We start from the raw sequence: 21,398 nt of genomic DNA, 5'->3' as shown, positions 1-21,398 counted from the left end.
CTTAGCGATGATCACAATCTAAAGTTATGCAGAATCTCGCGATTACTGCGGCAACTTGATCCATGCTTTTCTTACATATTTACTATTTATTATTGTCAGGGATTATTCACAATTTATTATTTGAAGTTATTCTTTTGCTTGCCAAGGATTTATGGAAATAGAAGGCGTTTTATATATTGTTGTCTTGTTTTGTCTTGCAGGATTTTTTTAAAACACATGCTTTGGGATGTTGGTGATTAAAGCATATAGTTAACCAGTAGGTAAGTTTTGTTTTAGACTAGCAAATCAATTTTCCATTAGAATATATCATTTCTGATATCATTATTGACCTGCACAAACTCCGGCGCACTTACATAACTGGAATTATACCTGAACCTTAAATTCGTCGTTAGCCCAATCTTAAAGGAATTTTGTCCATAAATCTTCCTGGGAAAATAAATCGCCTTTAGCTCAATAGTACCAAAAACTAAGTTTTCATTACGGGTACGGATTCCGCCTCCCAAACCGTAGTAAAAATGGGAGGGATCAATACTTAGTTTTGTGGGTTCAATGAGTGAAAAATCGCCTGTCAGAAATGGTGCAAAGGAGAAGCCGAATAATTTCCCAGGAGCAAAAAAGATGGTCTCACTTCTTAACGTAAGTCTTCTTTTTGCCTGAATAGAATCCTGGCGAAAATCCTGGAGGCCAAAAGCATTATTAATCCTTAAAGGTTCGGCTATGGCCGTATTAAACTGACTGGTATAACTCAGACGCATAAATTGCCGGACTTTTAATTGTTTGAGTCTTATTAGGCGACTATAAAGAGAAGTTCCCAAAAGAATATCTCCATCTTGCATACCGCCCTTAAAATAGGAGCCTGCCCTTAAAAAAGTTGTATAATATCTCCCTTTTCTGTATAAGCATACCGGTTAGCATCCAGCCCGACATATGGCCGGGACAAATCCTTGATCCGATACCAGCCTCCAGTAACAGAAAAATTATACCCATAGGGAATATCTTCCGTTGCACCAAAACCCAGTATATAACGGGTTTTAAAGAATTTTTGTTTAAAAAGGGTAAACTTGGTCAAAAATGCCTGGCGATCATTGAGTTTTTCAACATATCGTCCCGCAAACTGCTCGGGACTTTCTTTAAAATTATAATTAAAATACCGGAAACTGATCACCTTTCTAAGGGGTACATCCATGGACTGTAAGTGTCTGCGGGCCCCAAAATTATACCCAAAGGCCACATCAAGCATTTTATAATGGTATTTATAAAACGCTGAGTCGGGTTCTGTAAACGGCTCAAAACTATGCCTTGACCAGGCATTTGTCATATGCAGAAACCCGAAAGTTCTGGCATATTGAGAATAAAGTGGACGGTCAAGGTTCAGAAAATAAGAACGCTCATTTTTTTTGTGGTTATAAAGATTACGGCCAATATCCGCATAACCTCCGCTGACATTGACAAAACTGTTGAACACATTATATTTCTCATAACGGGCATCCAACCCGTATTTAGGCTTTCTTTCCGGATCATGGAGCCCTGTTACTTCCAAGGACTGCCCAAGCCCCATCAGGTTCTCATCGCCAATGGTAATCTGCTGGTGATCCAGATCCAGGCTGGACACTTCCCCGGTCAAAGAGAACAAGTCTTTGGTGACCACCAACAGATCCACAGAATCCGACTGTGGATCTATGGTTTTTACCAGTATACGCGCATCCCTTATAAAATTCAAATTACGTAAATACCGCTCATTGTCTGCGACAATGGCTGGGCTAAGTCGTTCATCTTCATGGATAAACAAATTATTTCGGATGACCCAGGGCTTAGAGTTGTTATGGAGATTATTCAATAATTGGGTTCCAAAATACCGAATCTTAGTAGCGGTATCTGAAAAACTCTTTTCAAAACCAAACTGACGCACTTCAATATGGCGGATCACTTTACCCGCATAAGGTTGGTAATAGTTTTCAATCCGACTGTGAAAGGCCATGGTTTTATCTGTAGTATCCCTTGGATGGTGTCTTTTTAGCGCATCATACCCTTTTCTAATCCAATTACCAAACCTGGACCGTTTTGCTTTTAGTTTACCAGGCCAGGGAATCGTATCTGTAGTGGATGGATCATATGGATGCAGTACGACGACACTATCTGCATCGGCACCTGCTGGTTCCACGGTTTTGTTTACGGATGGAGGTAAGGTTGTGGTGTCCACCACATTTTGGGCATAAGCATGTCCACCCACAAAAAGTAGGTAACAAAAGAGCGCTAACGCCATTATTAAGGATGGAGCTACGCTGCGACCTTTATGTATGAACACATTTCCTTTCAATTAATCATAATTTAATACCCATTTTTCACTCCGTCCTCCAAAATATTAAAACTTTCTGACTTAAACACTTATGGCGGTCAAATATTCATATCCGGTGCCCTTGATTTTTACCTATGTGCTTCAAATCCTGTTTTTTGTGCCAATTTCTTCAAATTCCATCCTTAAAATTTCCGAATATAGAAATTTCGTATTAGCTTTGCGGCAATGTATAAAAAAGCACATACACATCACCATCATTTCTTATTCAACGGGTAAGTTGGACGGTTTTGTGTATATCATCATATAAAACTTAGTCAAAGCTTACCGGTTCCGGTAAGCTTTTTTTATGCACTTTTATAAATAATTGTTTAAAAACCACCATTAAATCAACAAACGATGGTCCTAAAATTAGCCATTCAAAAATCAGGCAGATTACACGAAGATTCTGTAAAACTGCTCAAAGAATGTGGCATTGAGATTAATAACAACGTCAAAAATCAATTAAAGGCTACAGCAGCCAATTTTCCATTGGAGGTCTTCTTCCTAAGAGATGATGACATTCCTCAATATGTAGAAGATGGGGTAGCAGATATTGGATTTGTCGGTGAAAATGTCGTCTACGAATCACAAAAAGAGGTGAAGGTGGCCGAATTGCTTGGTTTTGGTAAATGCCGCCTCTCTATTGCTACAGCAAAAGCAGACACCTATACAGGTCCAGCGTTTCTGCAGGGCAAGAAAATTGCCACCAGCTATCCCGTACTCGTCGCGCAGTTTCTTAAGAAAAATAATATCCAGGCCGAAATCCATGAAATTAGTGGTAGCGTAGAAATCGCGCCATCCATTGGCCTGGCCGACGCAGTCTGTGACCTGGTTAGTAGCGGATCCACTTTATTTATGAATGGACTAAAAGAAACAGAAGTCATCTTGCAGTCTCAATCTGCCTTAATCCAGACACCTGAGCTTAGTCCGGAAAAAAGTCTAATACTGCAAAAGCTCTTGTTCCGTATTCAGACAGTTAAAAAGGCAAAAGGCAAAAAATACGTACTGATGAATGTCCCCACTGAAAAGCTGGATCAGGTCACTTCCATGCTGCCCGGCATGAAAAGTCCTACCGTCTTACCGCTGGCGGCAAATGGCTGGAGCAGCATACACACCGTTCTGAGCGAAAATGAATTCTGGGAGCATATCGAAGAGATTAAGGCAGCAGGCGCAGAAGATATTCTGGTACTGCCCATTGAAAAAATGATCCTCTGATCTGGGGTTTGCGAACAAAAATTAAGTTCAGTTCAGTTTTAGTTCTTCATCATCATTTCTTAAAACAAAAATGAAAACATTTATAGAACCATCCAGATCAGCCTGGGCTACAATTACCAGCCGCCCGCAACTGGATAATTTAAGTCTGGTGGGCAAAGTATCCGAAGTACTGCAAGCCGTCAGAGAAACGGGAGACCAAGCCGTTCGGCAATTCACAAGCACTTTTGATGGCGTAAATTTATCTGCGTTCACCATCAGTGAAAAGGAGTGGGAGGAGGCCGAAAATCAAGTGTCGGCAACTCTTAAAACAGCCATCCAGCAAGCTGCCAAAAACATTGAAATTTTCCATCAGCAACAGCTACTGGAAATAACCCCCATTGAGACCCAACCCGGTGTTAAATGCTGGCGCAAAAGTGTGGGCATAGAAAAAGTAGGGCTATATATTCCAGGCGGATCAGCGCCCTTATTTTCTACCATTCTTATGTTGGGTATTCCGGCAAGACTCGCCGGCTGTAAACAAGTCATATTATGCTCCCCGCCAGATAAAGCTGGCAGGCTACATCCTGCTATTTTATTTGCCGCTAAATTAGTGGGCATCACCCAGGTTTTTAAGATCGGTGGCGTACAGGCTATTGGCGCCATGGCCTATGGGACCCAAACGGTTCCTAAGGTGCATAAAATCTTTGGGCCGGGTAATCAATACGTTACCGCAGCCAAAGAATTGGTACAACAAACAGGCACCGCCATTGACATGCCCGCTGGCCCAAGTGAAGTACTGGTTCTTGCTGATGACAGTGCAAATCCAATATTCGTAGCAGCAGATTTACTTTCCCAGGCTGAACATGGTCCGGATAGCCAGGCGCTTCTTATAACGACTTCAAAGAGCCTGGCTAATGCGGTTGAAAAAGAGGTGCTCAGGCAATTAGAGGATTTACCACGTAAAGCAATTGCCAGCCAAGCGCTCCAGCACAGCAAACTGGTTGTTGTAAAATCAATGGAAGAAGCCATTGAACTTTCAAATAGCTATGCGGCAGAACATTTAATCCTCTCTGTTACCGATCCCGAGAGCGTAGCAGAAGGCATTATCAATGCGGGTTCTGTATTCCTTGGCCATTATTCCCCTGAAAGTGTCGGCGACTACGCCAGTGGCACCAACCATACGCTACCCACGAATGGTTACGCCACGGCTTACAGTGGCGTCAGTCTGGATAGCTTTGTCAGAAAAATCACCTTCCAGAAACTATCCAGTCAGGGGCTTGCAGGTATTGCAGATACCGTCATCACCATGGCTGAAGCAGAGGGTCTGCGCGCACATGCGTTAGCCGTTTCCAGAAGACTCGCTAGTTCAGCAAAAAAATAATAAATAATCATTCAATTCTTATACACTTAAGTATATGTCTCGTTTTAATATCAATGATCTGACCCGGGAGAATATTAAAAAGCTTGCGCCTTATAGCAGCGCCCGGGATGAGTATTCCGGCAAAGCCTCTGTATTTTTAGATGCTAATGAAAACAGCCTGGGTTCACCGCTCATCAAATGGTATAACCGGTATCCGGACCCACATCAGGTAGCCTTAAAAGCGGCCATCGGGCAAATCAAAAAGGTAGCCCCACCAAGTATCTTCCTGGGTAACGGATCCGATGAATGCATTGACGTACTCTATCGCAGTTTTTGTCAGCCGGGGGTCGATAATATTATTATCTGCCCACCGACCTATGGTATGTATGAAGTCTCTGCCCATATTAATGATATTGAGGTTAGAGAGGCTCCTTTGTTGGACGATTTTCAGCTTAATCTGGCTCATCTGGAAAATCTGGTCGATCAACATACCAAAATCATCTGGATCTGCTCACCGAATAATCCAACAGGTAATGCCATTCATAGAGAGGACATAGAAATGACCCTTAATAATTTTAATGGGCTGGTGGTTGTTGATGAGGCTTATATTAATTTTTCACGCGGGCAGTCTTTTATTAAAGAATTGAATGAGTACCCCAACCTGGTTGTTTTGCAAACCTTCTCAAAAGCCTGGGGTCTGGCTGGATTGAGACTAGGAATGGCATTTGCTGATCCGGCAATCATAGATATTTTGAGCAAAGTCAAGCCGCCCTACAACATCAATCAAGCTACACAGGATCTGGCGCTTAAGGCACTTGAGGAAGTCGGGCAGGTAAACGATATGATCAAAGAAATCGTAGCCATGCGGGAAGCCATGGCGGAGGTTTTTAACAGAGTCCCGATTATCCACAAAGTCTATCCTTCTGATGCCAATTTTCTGCTCATCAAAATAGATCAGGCAACAAAAGTTTATGACTATCTGGTATCCAAAGAAATTATTGTCCGCAACCGCTCCAAAGTATTATTATGTGAGGACTGCCTGCGCATTACCATCGGTACAGAAAAAGAGAATACAATTTTGGTGGATGCGTTGGCGAGTTATATGGATACACTATAGCTTTAATTGAGTTAATTACGATTTAATCAATATTTAACATCTGAAAAATTTTAAATTAAACTAAATTGCGGACACTTTTAATTTCTATATCAAAAATTACAGGGCGTCATACCAGCCTCCAAAAATTATTGCGCTGTATTTTTGATTGAGTCACATATGAAAAATTGATTTAAAATTCAGATGCAAGCAAAAGAAAAAAATCTTGACAATTTTGTTCACCCAAAATTACAAATAGAAAATATAAAAAAGACCATAAAAGCAATATCCAACTCTCATGACATTCATATTTCATATTTAGGGAATTTTGCAAAACATGATATTAAAAATGCAATTCAAAGCATGGATAGCGTATTATCTACGGTTGAACCTGAAAATTTCACCCATGGACATATATCAAACTTAAAAGGGAATTTAAATATAATCAGAAACACATTGAATAATTTTTCCCAATTAATCCCATATTCGAAGGATAGAAAATTTGAATTAAAAAATTTATTAATTGCCATTGAACTTTTAACTAGAAATGAACTAAACAAAAACAAAATCACTTTTGTTCAAGAATATCCCAAAGAAATTGACATTTATTTAAATTTACCATTTCAATCTGTATTACAAATGTTTAATAATTTAATAATCAATGCAATTAAAGCTTTATCTTATAAGGCTAATCCAATAATTAAACTTTCGGCTTTTATCGATGAAGATTATTTGAAAATTGAATTATTAGACAATGGCGAACCAATTCATGAAAATGATTTTGATAAAATATTCGATTTTGGCTATTCCACAACTGGCGGTTCAGGTATAGGACTTTATCATGCTAAATATCTATGTACGCAATTTAATGGAAAAATTGAAGCAATCAGAACCAATGGTGCCTTTTCAAAGATTTTTAAAGTAAATTTACCTTTAATAAAATAATTTTTAATAATGAGGAAAAACGTAATAATAATTGATGATATAAAAGAACAATCTGAGGGCCTAGCAAAAGGATTATCGAAGTTATTACCTGATTGCTCTTTTGAATTTTATTATAAAGAACCGGATATTTTAGACGCTATAGAAAATAGATTTTATTCATTAGCCATCATTGACATCAGAATGGATACATTTTCCATTGATGGGATAAAACTTGCAGAGAGAATATTTGAAGTAAATCCTTTTGCCCATGTTTTAATCATCTCAGCCTTTAAAGATGAATATTTTTTAAGGCTAAAAGATTTACTGTTAACAGGAAAAGTTGTCGATATACAGGACAAAGACAGTTTTAATATTTGGCTCCCAAAACTTAAAGAAACAATAAATAATTATTATTTAAAAATTGAGGAGGACCCTTCTGAAATAAACAATGCTTTGTTACAATATTATTCAGAAGCAAAAAACGAAATTGACATTTATAAAAAAGGAGAGAAATTTGAGCATTTCATGAGTTTAATGTTCCAATCTATAGGCTTCAACCAAGTGCTCAAAAGAGTAAAAGATCATTCATTAAACGAAGTCGATTTAATCATTAGAAATGATATAAATGATAATTTTATAAGTAAATTTGGTAAATATATTCTTGTAGAGTGCAAAAACAAACCTATTGAAAAAATAAATAAAAATGATTTCATCATCTTTCAAAATAAACTAAAAAACACAAATGGGTTAGCGGAATTAGGAATTATCGCAACTACAGGTTACATAACCAAAAATACCTATACAGAAGCTATAAGAGAATCAGGTGACACAAGAAAGATTTTATTCTTATCAAATCCTGAATTGGAAAAGCTTATAAAAGCAGAAAATAAATTAAGCACATTTAAAAATCTGATTGACCAACAAGTCAAGGACAATTAATTACCATGAAATCAGTATTATTCATCGATCGGGACGGTACGATTATTCAGGAAGTACCGCCCACCTACCAGATAGACAGTTTTGAAAAACTGATCTTCTATCCTGAAGTATTTACCTACCTGGGGCGTATTGCCAGGGAGTTGGATTTTGAACTTGTAATGGTCTCCAACCAGGACGGACTGGGGACCGACAGCTTTCCAGAAAAGGATTTTCACCCGGTACAAAACTTTATCATTGACACTTTAAAAGGGGAAAAAATTGTCTTTTCGGATATAATCATTGACAGAACCTTTGCTGCAGAAGGCAAACCCACCAGAAAGCCGGGCACCGCACTTTTGACAAAGTATATTAATAATCCAGAATATGACCTCACAAATTCCTTTGTGATCGGCGATAGGATTACAGATGTACAACTAGCAAAAAATCTGGGTTGTAAGGCTATTTGGCTCAATAATGATCAGTTGCTGGGTGCAGATGAAATCAGTAATGGCGACGCCTTAAAGGCCGCAACCGCGCTTGATACGACCTCCTGGGAGGAAATCTACCGGTTTTTAAAATTAAAAACCAGAGAGGCACATCATGAAAGAATCACTAACGAAACAAAAATCTATATTGACATCAATATAGACGGAAAAGGCAGTGCACAAATAGACACCGGCCTCGGCTTTTTTGATCATATGCTGGATCAGATTGCCCGTCATGGCAATATTGATTTAAAGGTCAAGGTGGATGGAGATTTGCATATAGATGAGCACCACACCATTGAAGATACCGGCATTGCACTAGGAGAAGTGTTTAATAAACTGCTCACCGATAAAAGGGGGATGGAACGCTACGGATTTGCCCTTCCCATGGATGACAGTGAGGCAAAAGTTTTGATTGATTTTGGCGGTCGAAGCTGGATTACCTGGGACGCTAAATTCAAAAGAGAAAAAGTAGGGGATATGCCTACAGAAATGTTCTATCATTTCTTTAAATCATTTAGTGACAGCGCCAAATGCAATCTATCGATCAGCTGTCAAGGTGATAATGAGCATCATAAGATCGAGGCGATTTTCAAGGCATTTGCCAAGGCGATTAAAATGGCCGTCAAAAAGGATCCATTAAGTGATGCCCTGCCTAGCACAAAAGGAGTCCTATAAATCATCGCTTAATATAATAGTACAGCCTGAACAACGAACGTTGTCCAGGCTGTTTTTTAACTAGTCGCACCCATCAGGAAAGGCGCAACAGCGTTATACCGATCCAAAATACGGATGTTGGACCAAGTGCGGCAATGGATAAAGAGTCCTCCGGTAATACATTTTTAAGCTTCTCAGCCTTTTCTTTGAGTTCTTTTTGCTGTTGATCAATTTTGTTTTGAATCTCATCTTGCTGTTCTTTTAAGCTTTCACGCAACTTTTCTTTTTCTTGCTTGATTTTATTTTGTTCTCTTTCGATAATTTGCTCAGAAGATTCTATTCTTTCCTTACGGGTATCCAGATCTGGCTCGGTGGGTTCCAAGCCGTTTTTAGTCATGATATATTCCCGGTCCAAATCCCAGGACAGAGAAGAATGAAGCCTGTCAAAGCGTCCTAAATTATTTAAATCTTCCAGGTTATTCAGGTCATTAAAATCATCTATATCCAGATCATTCCAGTCATCACCCCAGAAACGCACATAAAACTGATTGGACCAGCGGCGATTGGCATGTACCTCAATCTTTTTTCCGACGGGGATGCCAATGGTAACCAATACATATTGATTACGAAATTTATTCTGTTTGTCAATGGTAATGGCACAAGGCACTAAAAGGTTACCTGCCTGCTCTACAATCTGTCCCGTTACAATCTGTGCTGCTCTATTGTCAGCGTCTTGGATGGAGCTACCATTAGAGAATTTCACCACTGATACCGTAAAGCTATCAGCTGTTGTTGGTTGAAGGATAAGTCTGGTATTATTTATTCTGGCGGAATCTCCTAAAAAATGAATGGCTGAACCAAACATAGACCACCTTCTCTGATAACGGCTAAAAGCAGGTTCCCTGTTTAAATCAATGGTTAATTTATCTACTTTGCCATTCGTCAGTGCAATAGGAGTGACCACTGGATTACTTACGTATTTAAAATCCTGATAAACCGAATTTACAAATAAGCCACCGGCAATTAACCCGATAATGAGCAGCACTATAAAGCCAATTCTTAACCCTATGTTTGTTTTAGCTTTGGTCAACCTACGAATAATCCAGATAATAATAGCCAAAACAGGCATCCAGACAAGCAAGATGACCGACAGCCATCCGTAGATATTTTGTGCGCTACCACCAATAAAATAGTCTTTTAAAGGCGAGAATCCAAAGATCGCAATGCCCAGTGTTACCAAAGCTCCTACAATGGAGATCAGGATTACCCCCAGGATAAAATAGCCAAATATCTTACATAGCAGCACGATAATATCCCCCAGACCCGAGCGTCTGGGCGGTGTTACCATAACTGGTTCAACAGGTCCATGCTGGTTCATTGTTTTTTTTTTACCATCCTGCAAATCTTCCTGAACGGAAGATTTGATATTATTCAAATCCACGGCCTCACCTTTCATGGAGAGCCGGTCGGAGGCGGTCACCGCCGGTGGTACGACAATCCATAAAATAATATACAGGGAAATAAAAAAAGAGTTGATGCCTGGGAAGAAAAATCCTCCAAAGTGAATATTGCCAAAGACAGTAAGTGGGAAACTAATTAAAGCCCCAATCACAAATACTGCTTTGGTAACACCAATACTAACGTCAAAATAATTGGCCAGACCGGCACAGACACCGCCAATCGTCTTATTGGAGATATCCCTAAACAACTTTCTTTGAGAGCTGCCAATGACCTGAACAGCGGAACTGGGTACGCAGATCCAAAGAATGATATAGGCCAATAATCCTGTGCCATATACAAAAAGCAGCACAAGTGCAATCAGCCTTACAATCGTGGGATCGATGCCAAAAAAATTGGCGATACCAGAGCAGACCCCGCCGATTTTCTTATTGTTTTCATCTCTGAATAAATGTCTGGGGCGACCGCTGTCAGCAGAGGCCTTACTACTTTCACCCTCATTTTTCTCTGAACTAGTATGTGCGCGCTCTTGATGCGTATGCGGGGAACCGCTTATGCCGGCATCTGCCAGATCAGCCTGCTCAAAATCACTGGGACGACCGATGGAGTCAATGATGGCCTGCAAGTCATCCTCAGTGACGCAAGGCTTACCTTTTTTAATGACGTCTTCAAAAAGCTCAGAAATCCGGCTTTCGATATCATTGATGATTTCTTCATGGCCTTCTTCTTCAGCGAAATGTAGCCGAAGGCTTTCTATATAGTCTTTGAGCTGATCATAAGCCACTTCCTCGATCATGACCACCCGACCTTGAAAATTTATATTAATGACTTTTTTCATTTCCTGATTTTTAATATTTCTAAAAATTATTATGCGTTATTTGATTGACGGCAAAAGAAAGTTCTTTCCAGGTCGTTTCTAATTCTCTTAAAAAATCCAAGCCTTCGGGGGTCAGGGAAAAATATTTACGGGGCGGCCCCGATACACTTTCCACCCAGCGGTAGGTTAATAGATTTGCATTTTTAAGTCTGGTTAATAGTGGATACAAAGTTCCTTCCAGTATCTGCAGATTGGCCTCTTTCATACTGGCGGCGATATCACTGGGATAAGCCTCCGCCTGTTTGATAATTGATAAAATGCAAAATTCCAATATGCCCTTGCGCATCTGACTCTGTGTATTCTGAATATCCATATTGAAAATTTTATTTGCGTTGTGACAAGACAAAGATAAGGCAGAATTACAATACTATGCATTACATAGTACCTTATATTAAAACATTTATTTTATTTTACTATATATTTAATTACCTGTTAATATAATAGTAAAAATTATTTTCCTTGAAAAAAGAATACTTAAACATACCATTAACATTTAAGGGACAAAATTTGTTATTCTTTTACCTGCCGGAACCGCTTTTCCGGAAGAGCCGTTAGCACTTGTAGACAAAATATTATATTTGCGGCCTATGAAGATTTTAATGGTTTGTTTGGGCAATATCTGCAGAAGCCCATTAGCAGAAGGTGTCATGCAATCGTTGGTAGATAAATACCAACTTGACTGGAAGGTTGATAGCGCTGGTACCAGCAATTGGCATGAAGGTGAACCGCCGCATCGCCGGTCCATTAAAATTGCCAGAAATCATGGGATCGATTTATCTGTGCAACGTTCCAGACCCTTTACGGCAGAGGATATGACCGAATTTGATCATATTTATGTAATGGACAGCCAAAATTACCAGGATGTAAAAAGAATTGCCGGCAAACTTTGGAACCAGGATAAAGTTGACCTAATTTTGAACGCGGTCACACCGGGTAAAAACAAAGCTGTTCCAGATCCTTGGTATGAAGATACAGATAAGGCTTTTGAACATGTTTACCAGCTATTATTGGATGCCTGTGAACAGCTGATCCAACAACTAAACACCCAAGCATAAACCAGACAATATTTTTCGCAATTATTATTCAAATTACATGAAACCATCTTTGCCACAAGGCACCCGTGACTTTTCACACGAAGTGGTGCGCAAAAGACAATATATATTTGATACCATCCGGCAAATCTTTGAACGTTATGGCTTCCAGCCACTGGAAACACCTGCCATGGAGAATATTGACACACTCATGGGTAAATATGGTCAGGAAGGAGACAAGTTGATTTTTAAAATCCTGAATAACGGACTGGATAACCCAAATAAAGAAGAAAAAACCAGACAGGCGCTGGAAGACGTACTGGAAGGAAAATGGAATAAACAATTAACAGAAAGAGCACTTCGCTATGATCTGACCATTCCTTTTGCGCGTTATGTAGCCATGAACCACGGCAGCCTGACATTTCCCTTCAAACGCTATCAGATTCAGCCTGTCTGGCGGGCAGACCGGCCACAAAGAGGTCGTTATAGGGAATTCTATCAGTGTGATTGCGATGTAGTAGGCAGCAGCTCTTTGCTCAATGAAGTTGAGTTGATTCATATTTATGACCAGGCATTCCAACAGCTGCAGATTGGGGTTTCCATCAAAATCAACAACCGCAAAATACTGGCTGGCCTGGCAGAAGTATGCGGAGGTCTGGAGCAGTTAACAGATATTACCGTTGCCATTGATAAACTGGATAAAATAGGTCTGGAAAAGGTAAAAGAAGAATTAACGACGCGTGGTCTAAGCGCCACCCAGATCCAGACAATTGAGCAATATTTGCAAATAGAAGGTAGTAATGAAGATAAACTCCTGCAAATAGAAAAATTATTATCCACCAGCACCCAGGCCCTTAAAGGAATAGCTGAACTCCGCTATTTACTGGACTTTACCAAGGGGAGCGTTCAGTCGCTCGAGCTGGATTTCACGCTGGCCCGAGGCCTGAATTATTATACTGGAACCATTTTTGAGATAAAAGCCAGTACAGTCAAAATGGGCAGTATCGGAGGTGGAGGCAGATATGATGACCTGACCGGTTTATTTGGGGTGAAGGATATCCCGGGCGTAGGCATTAGTTTTGGCATCGACCGCATTTACGACGTCATGGAAGAATTAAACCTGTTCGAGGGTAAACTTAGTCCAGGCACTGAAGTCTTATTCTTTAACCTGGGTGACAGCGAAATCAAAGGAGCCTACCCCTTGATTCAAGGGTTAAGGCAGGCAGGCATCCGTACAGAAGTCTATCACGAAAGCGTCAAATTTGACAAACAGTTTAAATACGCCGAGAAAAAAGGCATCCCTTATGTCGCCATTGTTGGCTCAGAAGAAATTAATGAAAAGAAAATAACGATTAAACACCTGCCTAGCGGTTGGCAAGAGCGCATGGATAGTCAGGATACCCTCCTGATAGCCGAGGCGCTACACACCCAAAGACAAGGCAAGTGACCATAAAAACAGATATCATGAGAAAATTGACTTACACCTGTCTTATTATAAGCGCAGCCTGTATGCTTCTGGCGGCCTGTGGCCGAAGAAATATTCCCGCTAAATCGGCCGAAGGGAAAAAATTAGCGCCCAAGGTAACGCCAGACCGACCAAGACCAGGACATGAACAATATGTAAAAAGAGCCACCGTCATTGATTCAAATCAGGTCAGCAAGCTTGGAAACATACATCAGCCAAATAACGATCGGGGCAAAGTCATTACGGACTCTTATGGGCGTAATCTGGATTCCGTAAATGCAGCTGCTGCCAACGCTGATAGCCTCGCTGCAGCCGCACATTACCTGGCAGAACCAGTAGTCGTTATAGACAGTAGAGGTAAACTGCTGATTGATAGTCTTAATTTGCCACCTACCGTATCCCATAACCTGGATTCCCTAAACCAATCTATCCGGGCTTTTACACCGGATCAGGCCAAAAATCTGGCCTATCGTTTTAAGCAGATTCCTCCAAGAGTGTTGTTTGTTCCCGATAATCTGGCCAAAAAAGGACGCAAGGGCTATTATTACAAATACAACGATAAGTTCTGGTACTGGAAAAAAGCCGATGGCTATTTCTATCTGGACGAGAATTACTATAAATAGCTTTTATTGGGAATAGATATCCAAATAAAAGCTTCAAAAAAAAGTGAAAAGCAGCTTTGTTTATTTGAACATAAACAAAGCTGCTTTTCACTTTTCAAAAACGAGTTAAAATAATATAAATGGAGATAGGTTAATCGGAAATGCTTTTTACCCTCCAAAGCCAAAGCATTTGCTGCAAATTAATGGTTGATTTTCAGCAGTTCAATTTCAAAGATAAGCGTTGCGCCAGCAGGAATAGCATCACCAGCACCACGGTCTCCATAAGCCAGATCAGAGGGAACATATATTTTCCATTTTGCGCCTTCGTGCATCAGCTGTAAGGCTTCTGTCCAGCCTTTGATCACCTGATTTACATTTAAATCCAGCGGTTCACCTCTTTTGTAAGAGTTATCGAATTCTGCACCACTGAGTAGCATCCCTTTATAATTTACTTTTACGTTGCTGGTATCTGTTGGAACGGCTCCGGTACCTTCGCGCATAATTTCATATTGAAGACCATCGGGCAAGGTGGTTACGCCTGGACGGGTTTTATTTTTGGCCATAAATGCAGCGCCTTCTTTTTTGGCACCTGCCGCTTTTTCTGCAGAAAAACGCTGATCAGCATTCATCAGAATACCGGCTATTTCCTGGTCTGTAAACAAAACACTGTCTTTTTTGAAAACAGCATCCACTGCCTGACTGAGTAATTTTGCATTAATATGCGTGGCACCTTGCTGCTGGTAGAATTTTGCCAGACTAAGCCCCAGGGCATAGCTAATGGTATCATTAAAAGTAGACAAAGTGGGCGTCACTGCTGTCCCGCTAACGTGTGTGGTGGGATTCACTGCCTTTTTAGCGGCACTGGAATTTTGGGCATAAATGGTTCCAGCTGACAGCGTTACCCCCAAACAAATAGTGATCAGAATCTTGCGCATAAAAATTAAAATTTATAAAACGCGAATGTAAATGATTCAGTTCAAGTATTTTTGTAATTCCTGTTAATTTCGTACCTTTTTGGTAATACCTTTAAGGCGATAAATAAATTATTCATGAAATCACTCTTAACACCCGGACAAGTCAACCTAACCATTCAAAGATTAGCCCATCAGATCGTCGAAAACCACCTGGATCTGGAAAATACGGTGCTGATTGGACTGCAGCCCCGTGGTATCTTTGTGAGTAACCGGATCGTTGAGGTTTTAAAAACAATTGTAGATAAAAGCAGGATCGATTATGGCAAACTGGATATTACCTTTTACAGAGATGATATCCGCAGTTCCATCCATATTGCCAATGAAACGGATATCAATTTTAGTATTGAAAACAAATCGGTTATTCTAATCGATGATGTCCTGTGGACTGGGCGCACCATACGCGCCGCACTGGACGCTTTACTGGACTTTGGCCGGCCGGCCAGTGTCGAACTCTGTGTATTGATTGACAGGCGTTTCAGCAGGCAGTTGCCCATTCAACCTAATTATATAGGCCGATCTATCGATACCTATCATGACCAGAAAGTAAAGGTGTACTGGGAAGAAAAGGACGGCAGAAATGCCGTTGAGCTACTCAGTAAGGAAGAGGCTGACGCTGACAAGGGCTGATTGGCACTGCTCCAAACTGAAAAACGAATGGTAAACTGAGTGAATAACTGGGTATCATTTCTATTCAGACCAGCCCCACTAAATGCTAATTATTTTTCAATTATTGCCTTTTTGCTGATCCGGCCACCTGTTATAAATGCAACACTTCAAACAATAAACAACAAAGGGCAATGGTTAACACTATGACCAGTGGTGTCCTATACCTATCCCAGAACCATTTTTGTTTTTGCTTTTTTATGAAGTCATTCAACTGACCCTCCTCTATACCTGGCAGTTTTTCTAAATCCTGAATTATTTGAAGCTGCTCATTTTTAGATAGATAGATGATTATATCCAAACAATTTTGCGTAATTTGACCTGTCATCTCCTTATTATTTTCCTTTTGCAAAATGGACAGGTGATAAGCAGAAAAAAGCTGTTGCAGCTCCTCGAACACCGCATCTGTGTTCATTCTGTAAGGATCGGTTTCTGCAAGCGCCTTTTTCATATGGCCTAATTTGACCACCAGCAATTCTGCACTGAAAAAGACTGTCTGACCTGATTTAAAACCCCGACCCTCCGCCTCGAAACGCCGGTGATAATCGGCTCTGGTAGATCTATCTGAAAGGACTTGATAGGCCTCATTGATTTCCTGGAAAATATACCCTGTAGTAGGATCGTCGCTATTTTTATCGGGGTGATAGATAAGGGCCAGCCGCCGATAAGCCGCCTTGATTTCTGCGGCGCTGGCGCCAGGAGCTACCCCTAGTATCTGGTAATAATTTTTTTTCTGCACCGGGCAAAATTAGGTGATTTGCCACTCATGGAATCAATCGAAATCAATCACTTTTATATAGTCAATAATAATTTGTATAGCATTCTAATTATAGATCAATTACAATTAATTAAAATAAATAATATTTGAACATTTTTAAGTGCTTTACATTGTATATTATTACGCAAATTTAACGATTTATTTGAGCGTTATGCACTGATTCCAACTGTTTTTCCACCTTTTACCCACTACCTGCATTTTTAACCCAAAAATTAAAGGTTTTAACGTAAGTTCGCAGTCTATATAAAAAGCAGTACACGTGCGTTTAAAACAACTAGAAGTAAAAGGATTTAAGAGCTTTGCCGACAAAACGGTCGTCAATTTTGACCAGGGGATCACCGGGATCATCGGGCCGAACGGTTGCGGCAAGAGCAATATCATTGACAGCATCCGTTGGGTTATCGGGGAACAGAAGATCTCTGCCCTAAGAAGTGAGAATCTGGAAGCACTGGTTTTCAATGGGTCTAAAAGCAGAAGTGCGAGTGGACTAGCCGAGGTCAGCCTGACTTTTGAAAATAACCGAGGCTTATTGCCTGTTGAATTTACCACCGTTACCGTCACCAGAAGATTTTATAAGAACGGAGACAGTGAATACCGCTTAAATGATGTCACGTGCAGGTTGAAAGATATCCAGAATCTTTTTATGGATACCGGTATCAGTACAGACAGCTATGCCATCATTGAACTGGGCATGGTGGATGATATTATCAAGGACAAGGAGCATAGCCGTAGAAGAATGCTGGAACAGGCCGCAGGTATTACCATCTACAAAACCCGTAAAAAAGAAGCCAAGCAAAAGCTGGACGCCACCGAGCAGGATTTAAACAGAATCGAGGATCTGCTCTTTGAAATCAATAACCAGCTCAAAAGCCTGGAAAGCCAGGCTAGAAAAGCTGAGAAATTCTTTGAAATCAAAAAAGATTATAGAGCACTCTCTATTGAACTGGCCAAGGCGGCACTTGAAGGATTTAATATTGAATACAAAGAACTTAACGAACAGCAGTCCACTGGCTCCGAGCAGCGAAATCTGCTGGAATCAGAAGTCCAGGCAATGGAGCTGGCCTATGAGAATGAAAAAGCCAGTCACCACGATCAGGAAAGAGATTTGCAGCTCAAGCAGCAGGCCTTTAATGAACTGCAGCAGTCGCTTAGAACAAAGGAAAATGATCGCAATCTGGCCAACCAGAAATTACAATATCTAAAAGAAAAAGAACAAAGTTTAAAAGACTTTCTAGCCCAATCCGAGGTGAAGGTAGCGACACTTGAAGAGTCCATTGAATTTACCAAAGAACAACTGGAAGAGGCACAAACTGCCCAGGTATCTTTGCAGGAAAAAGCCCTGGATGCAAAAGATAGTATTGAAGAAAAGCGCGTTATTTTCGAGGAAAAAAGAGAAAAGGCAGAATCTCTGCGTACAGGTCATTTGGCCGTGCAACGTAATCAGTTTGACGCAGAAAAGAAAGTTGCCGTTGCAGATACTTCCATCCAGAACCTGACCAGATCCCAGGCACAGATTTCTGAGGAGATTATCCATAGAAAAGATCAATTGGGACAATTGACCCGGGAGCTGGAAGAAAAACAGGAAAACCTCGAAATACAACAAGACCAGCTGGCCCAGATGCAGGATCAGCATGAGGCGGCCAAGGCCGCTATCTTCTCTACACAAACCGAATTAGAGGAGATGAGAGGGGAATTAGCCGCTGAATCAAGAACCCTTGATTCCAAACGCAACGAGCATGATCTGCTCAAAAGCCTGATTGACTCCATGGAAGGCTATCCAGAGAGCGTTAAGTTTTTGCACAACAATAAAGACTGGGATCATAAAGCGCCGATTTTATCGGATATTATTTATGTAGAAGAAGCGTACCGCGCCGCTCTTGAAAACGTACTGGAGCCATACCTGAATTACTATGTTGTCAAAGATATGGAACAGGGCTTACAGGCCATTTCTTTACTAGACGAAAACAAAAAAGGAAAGGCCAATTTCTTCTTGCTCGATAAGATCGCGCATTATGAATCTGCTACGGAGGCCTTACCCAATACCATCCATGCTATGGATGTAATTGAGGTGGATGAGCCTTATCAGAAACTGGCGGCCTACCTGCTCGAGCATGTATATATCGCTGAAGACAGTAGTGCTTTGCAGAATGCGGATATTGCCTCAGCCGTGCTACTGGACAAAAACGGCAAATTTGTAAAAGGTAAATTCACGCTGTCAGGGGGTAGTATTGGCTTATTTGAAGGAAAGAAAATCGGTCGGGCGAAAAATCTGGAGAAATTAGCCGACGAGATTGTATTCCAGGACGCCGTCGTGGGTGCCCTGAAAACAGAAATCCAGAAAAAACAACAAGATGTATTACGCTTTAATGAGCAGCTGAAAGAAAGGGAAATAAAAGTTGCAGAAAATGAGATCAATCAACTGTCCAATCAGATTTTTGCGACCCAAAATAAAATAGAGAATCTGCAGGCAACCCAGCAAAACGCTACGGCTCGTCTGGAAGAAATTGAAGCCAGACTAGAAGAAGAAAAAGATGCGATTTCTTCCACAAGAGAAGGGTTGGATGAACTAAACAAAAACCTCAAGCAGATCTCTGAAGAAATTCAGTTGATCCAAAAGGATTATTATCAGGCCGAGCAGGACTTTAATTTTGCCTCCGCCAGTCACAACGACGTTAATCTGCAACTGACCCGTCAGCAAAGTAAAATCGATGCATTGAAACAAGAATTGGTTTTCAAGGAAAACCAATTGGTGGAACTACGCCAGCAAGTAGCCTCCAATGCGGATCAATTACAACATTCCAGTCAGGAAATACAGACTGCAGAGGAGTTACTCCAAGACGCCATCCAAATCGTGGAAGATCTGACAGAGCAAAAACAAACAGATAAAGAAGCGCTAGATATCGCAGATAGAAACTTTTATGGCATCCGGACCGCCCTTGAAAAACAGGAAACGGAAATTCGCCAGAAAACCAAGCAAAGGGAGCAGTTGGATATGCAACTCAGCGGTCTAAAAGACAAGCTCAATGAGTTAAAATTGCACCTGGCTGGCATGAAAGAACGTTTAAGTGTGGAGTTTAAAGTGGATCTGGATGAAATCCTGGATGAACCCCGTGAGACCAACACACCTCTTGATCAACTCCAGGCAAATACGGAAAGACTTAAAAAAAGGCTGGATAATATGGGTGAAGTCAACCCGACAGCCATCGAAGCCTTTACAGAAATGAAAAAGCGCTATGAGTTTATACTGGAGCAGAAAAATGATTTGGTCACCGCCAAAGAAAGCCTGTTGCAGACCATTCAGGAAGTAGAAACAGCCGCTAACCAACAGTTCCTGAACACCTTTAATCAGGTCAGAGAGAACTTCCAGCGTGTATTTAAGGCCTTGTTTACTGAAGAAGATACAGCCGATATGGTGTTGATGGATCCAGAAAATTTAGCCGACACCGGTATTGATATTATGGCAAAACCTAAAGGAAAGCGTCCATCTTCCATTACGCAGCTCAGTGGGGAGAAAAGACGCTTACGGCAACAGCCTTGCTGTTTGCTATCTATCTGATCAAACCGGCACCGTTCTGTATTCTGGATGAGGTGGACGCCCCACTGGATGATGCCAATGTAGGTAAATTTACCCAGATGATCCAGAAGTTTTCAGAAAACTCTCAGTTTATTATTGTCACCCACAATAAACAAACGATGAGTGCTGTAGATGTTGTTTATGGCGTAACCATGCAGGAACCGGGTGTCAGCAAACTGGTACCGGTAGATTTCCGCAATCTGAATTAAACAAAAGGGACTTTAGCAAAGGTGAACCGTCCCAATTTTTTGAACAACTTAAAACACCTAAGATGAAAATAACTAAGATAACAACCGCCACTGGATGTATCGTTTTGAGCATTTGCCTGCTGTTTCTAACCGCCGGATGTGGAACCGCCAAAAATGCTGCATTAAAAAAGAAAGCTTTAATGCATAATTGGGTTTTACAGGGCAAAGAAGGGAAGGATCAGATGGGTTGTAATATTAAAAAGCCATTAAATATCACCTTTACGGAAAAAGGGGTCAATGGTTATTCTGGTTGCAACAATTATTTTGGGCCCTTTAAAACGGGAAAAAACCATCATATCAAATTAGGACCACTAGCCTCTACCATGATGGCCTGCGTAGGGGAGGACTGTGGTAAAATAGAGGTCGGCTATATCCGCAATCTGGTTCTGGTCAATAAATATAAAATCACTGCCGGCTTTCTGTATTTATACCAGGACAATAAATTACTGATGACCTTCAGAAAGGCAGATTAAACTTAGATATCCTACAATTAATTGTAAAGACAATGGGGGCAATCACTAAATAGTGATTGCCCCCATTGTCTTTACAACAAAAAACGGTCAGATAAATTCCTTAGACCACATTTAGTTCTTAATTTATACTATGACAAAATTTTCAAAGTGACAGGCGGGTCAAATTCCATATCCACCCTTTTGCCAACGAGGACATCCTTGTAGCAACAAAGGAAAAGGAGAAGCCATTAAAAGCTTCTCCTCACTTCATGTTGCTTAAAGACTGACATCCAATCCCAAATTATAAACC

At 40.7% G+C, this 21,398-nt stretch carries 19 protein-coding genes; 13 read left to right on the top strand and 6 right to left on the bottom strand.

Translation table 11 applies throughout. From position 1 onward, the window contains the following. Positions 1-296: 296 nt before the first annotated feature. Both FSB73_RS16935 and FSB73_RS16930 read right to left on the bottom strand, forming a co-directional pair. On the bottom strand, positions 297-836 hold the full coding sequence (locus FSB73_RS16935; protein WP_146784862.1) for a hypothetical protein: 540 nt from the start codon (positions 834-836) through the stop codon (positions 297-299). Positions 837-862: 26 nt separating this feature from the next. Next, a complete protein-coding gene (locus tag FSB73_RS16930) occupies positions 863-2,305 on the bottom strand; it encodes a BamA/TamA family outer membrane protein (protein ID WP_146784859.1) in 1,443 nt (480 codons plus the stop codon). A gap of 387 nt (positions 2,306-2,692) precedes the next feature. Between FSB73_RS16930 and hisG the strand changes: the two genes are divergently transcribed. The 6 genes from hisG (at position 2,693) to hisB (ending at position 8,987) form a co-directional block, all read left to right on the top strand. Continuing rightward, positions 2,693-3,550 (top strand): ATP phosphoribosyltransferase, encoded by an 858-nt coding sequence (gene hisG, locus FSB73_RS16925; protein ID WP_146784856.1) that lies wholly within the window; start codon positions 2,693-2,695, stop codon positions 3,548-3,550. Positions 3,551-3,620: 70 nt separating this feature from the next. Continuing rightward, the gene (gene hisD / locus FSB73_RS16920; RefSeq protein WP_146784853.1) at positions 3,621-4,910 is read left to right on the top strand and encodes a histidinol dehydrogenase; all 1,290 of its coding nucleotides are present in this window, start codon (positions 3,621-3,623) and stop codon (positions 4,908-4,910) included. 34 nt (positions 4,911-4,944) lie between these two features. Further along, positions 4,945-6,006, top strand: coding sequence for a histidinol-phosphate transaminase (gene hisC, locus FSB73_RS16915; RefSeq protein ID WP_146784850.1), 1,062 nt, complete (start codon positions 4,945-4,947; stop codon positions 6,004-6,006). Between the two features lie 180 nt (positions 6,007-6,186). Beyond that, a complete protein-coding gene (locus FSB73_RS16910) occupies positions 6,187-6,927 on the top strand; it encodes a sensor histidine kinase (protein ID WP_146784847.1) in 741 nt (246 codons plus the stop codon). Positions 6,928-6,936: 9 nt separating this feature from the next. Then, positions 6,937-7,845, top strand: a complete 909-nt coding sequence (locus tag FSB73_RS16905) for a response regulator (protein WP_146784845.1) — start codon at positions 6,937-6,939, stop codon at positions 7,843-7,845. Positions 7,846-7,850: 5 nt separating this feature from the next. After that, the gene (gene hisB / locus FSB73_RS16900) at positions 7,851-8,987 is read left to right on the top strand and encodes a bifunctional histidinol-phosphatase/imidazoleglycerol-phosphate dehydratase HisB (RefSeq protein ID WP_146784841.1); all 1,137 of its coding nucleotides are present in this window, start codon (positions 7,851-7,853) and stop codon (positions 8,985-8,987) included. Positions 8,988-9,060: 73 nt separating this feature from the next. Here the strand turns inward: hisB and FSB73_RS16895 are convergent, their stop codons facing one another. Then, positions 9,061-11,262: a PspC domain-containing protein gene (locus FSB73_RS16895; RefSeq protein ID WP_146784838.1), complete on the bottom strand. Its 2,202-nt coding sequence runs from the start codon at positions 11,260-11,262 to the stop codon at positions 9,061-9,063. Between the two features lie 19 nt (positions 11,263-11,281). Beyond that, complete coding sequence (locus FSB73_RS16890; protein ID WP_146784836.1) at positions 11,282-11,614, bottom strand: PadR family transcriptional regulator; 333 nt, start codon at positions 11,612-11,614, stop codon at positions 11,282-11,284. A gap of 274 nt (positions 11,615-11,888) precedes the next feature. Here FSB73_RS16890 and FSB73_RS16885 point away from each other — a divergent pair, with 274 nt between their 5' ends. From FSB73_RS16885 to FSB73_RS16875, 3 genes are read left to right on the top strand one after another with little or no spacing between them, the layout of a single operon-like run. Next, positions 11,889-12,356 carry a low molecular weight protein-tyrosine-phosphatase gene (locus tag FSB73_RS16885; protein WP_146784833.1) on the top strand — a complete coding sequence of 156 codons (468 nt, stop codon included), beginning with the start codon at positions 11,889-11,891 and terminating at the stop codon, positions 12,354-12,356. Between the two features lie 37 nt (positions 12,357-12,393). Further along, positions 12,394-13,779: a histidine--tRNA ligase gene (gene hisS / locus FSB73_RS16880; RefSeq protein ID WP_146784830.1), complete on the top strand. Its 1,386-nt coding sequence runs from the start codon at positions 12,394-12,396 to the stop codon at positions 13,777-13,779. 17 nt (positions 13,780-13,796) lie between these two features. Beyond that, positions 13,797-14,420 (top strand): hypothetical protein, encoded by a 624-nt coding sequence (locus FSB73_RS16875; protein WP_146784827.1) that lies wholly within the window; start codon positions 13,797-13,799, stop codon positions 14,418-14,420. A 179-nt stretch (positions 14,421-14,599) separates the two neighbouring features. Here FSB73_RS16875 and FSB73_RS16870 read toward each other — a convergent pair whose 3' ends face one another. Beyond that, the gene (locus FSB73_RS16870; protein ID WP_146784825.1) at positions 14,600-15,334 is read right to left on the bottom strand and encodes an FKBP-type peptidyl-prolyl cis-trans isomerase; all 735 of its coding nucleotides are present in this window, start codon (positions 15,332-15,334) and stop codon (positions 14,600-14,602) included. Between the two features lie 114 nt (positions 15,335-15,448). Between FSB73_RS16870 and pyrR the strand changes: the two genes are divergently transcribed. Continuing rightward, positions 15,449-16,000 (top strand): bifunctional pyr operon transcriptional regulator/uracil phosphoribosyltransferase PyrR, encoded by a 552-nt coding sequence (pyrR, locus tag FSB73_RS16865; protein WP_146784822.1) that lies wholly within the window; start codon positions 15,449-15,451, stop codon positions 15,998-16,000. Positions 16,001-16,130: 130 nt separating this feature from the next. Here the strand turns inward: pyrR and FSB73_RS26870 are convergent, their stop codons facing one another. Further along, positions 16,131-16,775 (bottom strand): J domain-containing protein, encoded by a 645-nt coding sequence (locus tag FSB73_RS26870; RefSeq protein ID WP_146784819.1) that lies wholly within the window; start codon positions 16,773-16,775, stop codon positions 16,131-16,133. 298 nt (positions 16,776-17,073) lie between these two features. On the opposite strand from FSB73_RS26870, the gene smc reads away from it, so the two are divergent. The 3 genes from smc to FSB73_RS16850 all read left to right on the top strand — a co-directional run bounded on the left by smc (position 17,074) and on the right by FSB73_RS16850 (position 21,109). Further along, complete coding sequence (gene smc / locus FSB73_RS16855) at positions 17,074-20,370, top strand: chromosome segregation protein SMC (protein ID WP_225974101.1); 3,297 nt, start codon at positions 17,074-17,076, stop codon at positions 20,368-20,370. Continuing rightward, positions 20,349-20,597, top strand: coding sequence for a hypothetical protein (locus FSB73_RS25350; protein ID WP_225974100.1), 249 nt, complete (start codon positions 20,349-20,351; stop codon positions 20,595-20,597). The genes smc and FSB73_RS25350 overlap by 22 nt, the downstream gene beginning before the upstream one ends. A 62-nt stretch (positions 20,598-20,659) precedes the next feature. Continuing rightward, the gene (locus FSB73_RS16850) at positions 20,660-21,109 is read left to right on the top strand and encodes an META domain-containing protein (RefSeq protein WP_146784816.1); all 450 of its coding nucleotides are present in this window, start codon (positions 20,660-20,662) and stop codon (positions 21,107-21,109) included. The last annotated feature ends 289 nt before the right edge of the window (positions 21,110-21,398 follow it).

The sequence above is a fragment of the Arachidicoccus ginsenosidivorans genome (assembly GCF_007971385.1).
In the GTDB taxonomy this organism is placed as follows: Bacteria; Bacteroidota; Bacteroidia; order Chitinophagales; family Chitinophagaceae; genus Arachidicoccus; species Arachidicoccus ginsenosidivorans.
The sequence above is the reverse complement of the archived record's forward strand: the minus strand, read 5'-3'. Positions and strand labels throughout refer to the sequence as shown.